The 4,471-nt window shown below is 70.4% G+C and carries 4 protein-coding genes; all 4 read left to right on the top strand.

The features are described 5' to 3' along the window. On the top strand, positions 1 to 432 hold a 432-nt coding region (locus tag K789_RS0107110), incomplete at its 5' end, for a DUF501 domain-containing protein (RefSeq protein WP_024366159.1). Further along, entirely contained in the window at positions 429 to 1,376 is a 948-nt protein-coding gene (locus K789_RS0107105; RefSeq protein ID WP_024366158.1) for a Ppx/GppA phosphatase family protein, read from the top strand. The genes K789_RS0107110 and K789_RS0107105, both read left to right, overlap by 4 nt. Before the next feature lie 155 nt (positions 1,377 to 1,531). Next, positions 1,532 to 2,920, top strand: coding sequence for a S8 family serine peptidase (locus K789_RS0107100; protein ID WP_024366157.1), 1,389 nt, complete (start codon positions 1,532 to 1,534; stop codon positions 2,918 to 2,920). Between the two features lie 38 nt (positions 2,921 to 2,958). Next, complete coding sequence (locus tag K789_RS0107095) at positions 2,959 to 4,428, top strand: NAD(P)/FAD-dependent oxidoreductase (RefSeq protein WP_024366156.1); 1,470 nt, start codon at positions 2,959 to 2,961, stop codon at positions 4,426 to 4,428. The last annotated feature ends 43 nt before the right edge of the window (positions 4,429 to 4,471 follow it).

Below are 4,471 nucleotides of genomic sequence, written 5' to 3'. Positions count from 1 at the left end.
GGGGACGAGGCGCTGGCAGCGGACTACCGGGCCGCCCACGAGGCCTATCTCGCGTCCCGGGCAGAGATCGGCGCCCGGTCCGGAATCGGCGCCGTGCCCGAAATTGACGGCATCTCCGCCGGCGGCATGCCCGCCCGCGTCAAATGCCTGCACGTCCTGGTGGGCCATGGACTCGCTGCCGGACCCGGTGTGAACCCGCTCGGCGACGAGGCGATCGCAGCCATCGACGCATGGTGGACCAAGGACCGCTGCTACTGCGACGGCGCCTGGAACACCGGCGGAGAGGCCCCCTCGCTGGACCTCAGCAGGCACGGCCCGCAGGGGCTCCCGGAGATCGTGGGCCGCCCGGCCCCGGTCCGCAAGGCACGCAGCCAGGAGCCCGGCGGCGACTCCGACGCCGGAAGCGCCGGCACCAGCGGAGCGGGCAAATGACCCGCGTCGCCGCCGTCGACTGCGGCACCAACTCGATCCGCCTGCTCATCGCCGACGTGGAAACGGACGGTGCGGTGCCCCGGCTGAAGGACGTCGTCCGCGAAATGCGGGTCGTCCGACTCGGCCAGGGCGTGGACGCCACCGGCGAACTCGCCCAGGAGGCCCTGGACCGGACCTTCGCCGCCGCCGCGGACTACGCCGGGCAGATCCGGCACCACGCGGCCAGCAGGGTGCGCTTTGTCGCGACCTCCGCCACCCGCGACGCCCGCAACCGGCAGGTCTTCGTCGACGGCATCCGCGAGCTCCTCGGCGTCGAGCCCGAGGTCATCACCGGGGACAATGAGGCCGCCCTGTCCTTCGCCGGCGCCAGCAGCGTCCTGCCCTCCCGCGGCGAGGACCCCGTCCTCGTGGTGGACCTCGGCGGCGGCAGCACGGAGTTCGTGCTGGGCAACGCCGACGGCGTCATCGCCGCCAGGAGCGTCGACATCGGCTGTGTCCGGATGACCGAACGCCACCTGCGCAGCGACCCGCCCACGGCAGAACAGATCGCCGCCGCCGAGGCCGACGTCGACGCGGCCATCGACGAGGCGGCCCGGACGGTCCCGCTGGACCGCGTCGCCGCCGTCGTCGGGGTGGCCGGTTCCATCACCACGATCACTGCCCACGCCCTCGCACTGCCGGAATACTCCGCCGCGGCGATCCACGGCACGGAACTGTCGCTCGACGCGGTGCGGCGGGCGTGCACCGAACTGCTGGAGATGTCCCACGCGGAACGGGCCGCCCTGCCCTACATGCACCCGGGCCGGGTGGACGTGATCGGAGCGGGAGCCCTCGTCTGGCGGCGCATCACGGAGCGGCTGTCCTGGGCGACGGACGGCAGGGTCGCGACGGCCGTCACCAGCGAACACGATATTCTTGACGGAATTGCCTTGAGTATCAGCTAGGCGGCAGTCCGGCTGGACTGCGTCAGCCAGACGCCCCGCCAGCCGGCGCCCGGCCACCAGCTCCCGCCCAGAGCCCTCCCGGCGTTCCGCAGCGCCACCAAAACGCAGCACGCCCCGTTTCCTCAGCACCCTGGTGCCCCGCCGATCGGACCCGAATGACCAGAGCAACAGCCCGGCGCCGCCGGACCGCCTCCGCGTTGATGGCCTTGGCCCTTGCGGGAAGCACGTTGGCGGCCGCCCTGACCGCCGCCCCCGCCGCGCACGCCGACGCTTGGCGCGACAAGGAATACTGGCTTGCCGAATCCGGCATCACCAAGGCCTGGGAAGTCTCCAAGGGCGCCAACGTCAAGATCGCCGTGATCGACAGCGGTGTGGATGGTAAACACCCCGACCTCGCCGGCGTACTCGCCGGCGGCGTCGACATCTCCGGCGCCGGGGCACCGGACGGCCAGAAGAGCATCGGCGCGAAACCCGAGCACGGAACCCTCGTCGCCACCATGCTGGCAGGCCGCGGCCACCAGCCCGCCGATTCCACGGCCAAGCCCACGCCCGGCGCCGGCCCGTCGGTCGGTCCGGACGGCATCGTGGGCGTGGCCCCCGAAGCACAGCTGCTCTCCGTCTCGACCTGGCTCGGATCGGCGAACCCCGGCGGCAAGACCGACCAGGACCAGATCCCGCAGGCCGTCCGCTGGGCCGTCGACAACGGTGCCCGCGTCATCAACATCTCACTCGGCAGCACCTCGCCGGAGTGGCCGCAAAGCTGGGACGCAGCCTTCCTGTACGCCGAGCAAAAGGACGTGGTGATCGTCGCCGCCGCGGGCAACCGCGGGGGAGGCAACGTCCAGGTCGGCGCCCCGGCCACCATCCCCGGCGTCCTGACCGTCGCCGGGCTGGACCGCAAGGGAACAGCCAGCATCGATTCCTCATCCCAGGGCATCAGCATCGGCGTCGCGGCACCGGCGGAGAATCTGATCGGGGGCTTGCCCGGCGGCGGTTACGCGGAATGGGCCGGCACCTCGGGCGCCACCCCCATCGTGGCTGGCGTCGCGGCCCTGATCCGCTCCAAATGGCCGGAAATGACCGCGAGCCAGGTCATCAACAGAATCGTCAGCACCGCGAAGGACGCCGGCGCCCCGGGGAAGGACCCCTTGTACGGGTTCGGGGTCCTCAACGCCGAGGCCGCGCTCAAGGCCGACGTGCCCGAAACCCGGATCAATCCGCTGGGCTCCATTTCAGACTGGATCCGCGTCCACCGGCGGGGCAACCTGGCCACGTCGCCCGGCACCGCCTCGGCGCCCCCCTCCAGCGCCGCCCCCACCCTCCCGGAGGCCACCGTCCCGGTCGCGGAGCCCCCGTCCGAGCTGGACAGCGCCGTGCCGGCGATGGTGGTGCTGGGCTTCGGCGGACTGTTCCTGTGCATCGTGGGGGCCGCCGTCTTCCAGCTCCGCCGTGCGGTACGCACGGTCCCGCCGGGCAGCCCCGACGGGCCGGGAAACCCGGACACCGGCGTACTCGATTCGGTGGATTCCACCGGGAACCCGTAGTTAGTGAAGTTTTTCACAAAGTGCGGTATTCTTGGGGAATGGCATCCTCCCCTCAGCTCCAGGACCGTCCCAGGGTACTCGTCGTCGGCGGCGGGTACGTCGGCCTGTACGTAGCCCTCAAACTGCAGAAGAAGATCGCGAACGCCGGTGGCATCGTCACCGTCGTTGATCCCCTGCCTTACATGACCTACCAGCCCTTCCTCCCCGAAGTTGCCGGCGGCAACATCGAGGCACGCCACGCCGTCGTCTCGCACCGCCAGCACCTCAAGCAGACCGAGCTCATCCAGGGCCGCGTCACCTCGATCGACCACGTAAACCGCACGGCCGTGGTTGCCCCGGCTGACGGCGGCGACAACTTTGAGGTTCCCTACTTCGACGTCGTGGTGGCGGCCGGCGCGATCACCCGCACCTTCCCGATCAAGGGACTCGCGGACAAGGGCATCGGCCTCAAGACCATCGAGGAAGCCGTTGCGCTGCGCAACAAGGTCCTCGACCGGATCGAGGCCGGCTCGCTCATGACCGACCCGGCCGAACGCGCCCGCGCCCTGACCTTCGTGGTTGTCGGCGGCGGCTTCGCCGGCATCGAGTGCATCACCGAAATGGAAGACCTCGCCCGCGCCGCGGTCAAGAACAACCCCCGCGTCAACCAGGAGGAAGTCCGCTTCGTCCTGGTTGAGGCCATGGGACGCATCATGCCCGAGGTCACCGCAAGCCAGGCCGAGTGGGTCGTCGAGCACCTGCGCAGCCGCGGCATCGAAGTCCTGCTCAACACCTCGCTGGACAGCGCCGAGGGCACCCTGAAGCTCATCAACCTCCCGGACAAGACCGCCGCCCAGGAGTTCCAGGCCGACACCCTGGTCTGGACTGCCGGCGTGCAGGCCAACCCGATGGTCCGTTCCACCGACTTCCCGCTTGAGCCCCGCGGCCGCGTCCGTGTCCTCGCGGACCTGCGCATCGCCGGCGACGAAGGCATCATTGAGAACGCCTGGGCCGCCGGCGACGTCGCGGCCGTGCCGGACCTCACGGGCAACGGCCTGCCGGACGGCACCTGTGTCCCGAACGCCCAGCACGCGCTCCGCCAGGCCAAGCGCCTGGCCAAGAACCTGTGGGCCTCCCGCTGGGACAAGGAGCTCAAGGACTACAAGCACAAGAACCTGGGCGCCGTCGCCGGTTTCGGCGAGTGGAAGGGTGTTGCCAACATCAACCTTCTGGGCCGCATCGGACTCAAGGGCCCGCTGGCCTGGCTGGCGCACCGCGGCTACCACGGCCTGGCAATGCCGACCGTGGAACGCAAGGTCCGCGTCATCTTCGGCTGGATCCTCGCCTTCTTTATGGGCCGCGACACGACCCAGCTGATCGACCTCGACAACCCGCGCGGCGCTTTTGTGGCCGCTGCGACGCCGGCGCCCAAGCCGGCCGCAGCACCCGCCGCGCCCGCCGCTGAAAAGCCGGTGGCCGAGGCCAGCAAGGCTGCAAACAAGGAATCTGTGTCGGCGGACTCCAAGTAGCCTGCATAAGCGTTCGACGGCGGCTGTTCCCCTGCGGGGGAGC

The sequence above is a fragment of the Arthrobacter sp. TB 26 genome (assembly GCF_000427315.1).
Taxonomy (GTDB): domain Bacteria; phylum Actinomycetota; class Actinomycetes; order Actinomycetales; family Micrococcaceae; genus Arthrobacter.
The sequence above is the reverse complement of the archived record's forward strand: the minus strand, read 5'-3'. Positions and strand labels throughout refer to the sequence as shown.